The following is a 780-nucleotide window of genomic DNA, read 5'->3' on the forward strand; positions in this document are numbered from 1 at the left end:
TGTACGAAAAACATCACGTACTAGGCCATTATCCTTTCTTAAAAAGAAACGATCATCTTGGCAGGTAACAATGCCGGCAGCGTCCTGGCCGCGATGTTGCAAAACGGTTAATGCATCATACAACGATTGATTCGCGTTGTTTTTTCCAACAACACCTACGATGCCACACATATGACTACCTCTTTAAAAACGTTTCTATCAAACTTTGGTTTCTTTATGACTTTCGAATACTGATCGAGACCATTGCTCTAATATAGACAAATTCTCGATCATTACCGAATTTTGCCACCAGTCGCTTTGCTCAAAAGGCGTTAAGCGAACAATGGCTACAAGCACAACTGCAAGAATTAACCCCCTGGCAAGACCAAACACAATTCCTAGCATTCTATCTATTGGGGTTAAGCCAGTTAAACGTATCAAAGCACCAACAATGAAGTTGATACCAGCACCCACCAGCAAGGTACCTATAAACAACATAATAAATGCTGCGATGGTTCTTAGTACTGGTTCATTAATTGAGTCAATCAATAAGGTTTGGAGATTAGGATGAAAGCTGCGCGCCACAATAAAGGCAACCACCCATGTAGCAAGCGACAAGGCTTCCTTAACAAAACCTCGCCTGAGACTCATTAAACTTGAAAGTGAGATAATGACGATGAGCGTCCAGTCGGCCCAATTTAAACCTGACATTTAAAGCGCATTAACCCCGTTAGTCTCTGACTTGCAATGATACATTTAACCCAAACAAATGATATCCAAAAAACAGGCGCGCATAATAAC

General features: G+C 41.3%; 1 protein-coding gene and 1 pseudogene. Both read right to left on the reverse strand.

Features of this window, described 5'->3' with window-relative positions; all coding sequences use genetic code 11:
• Positions 1-171, reverse strand: a pseudogene (locus A3761_RS26090) (amidophosphoribosyltransferase); the annotation flags it as partial.
• A gap of 27 nt (positions 172-198) precedes the next feature.
• Positions 199-690: a CvpA family protein gene (locus A3761_RS03680; RefSeq protein WP_068515765.1), complete on the reverse strand. Its 492-nt coding sequence runs from the start codon at positions 688-690 to the stop codon at positions 199-201.
• Between the last annotated feature and the right edge of the window lie 90 nt (positions 691-780).

The organism is Oleiphilus sp. HI0123 (genome assembly GCF_001635315.1).

What these genes read in the sequence shown, in the direction of transcription:
- A3761_RS03680 (WP_068515765.1), bottom strand. Translation starts at nt 690, where the DNA reads ATGTCAGGTTTAAATTGGGCCGACTGGACGCTCATCGTCATTATCTCA.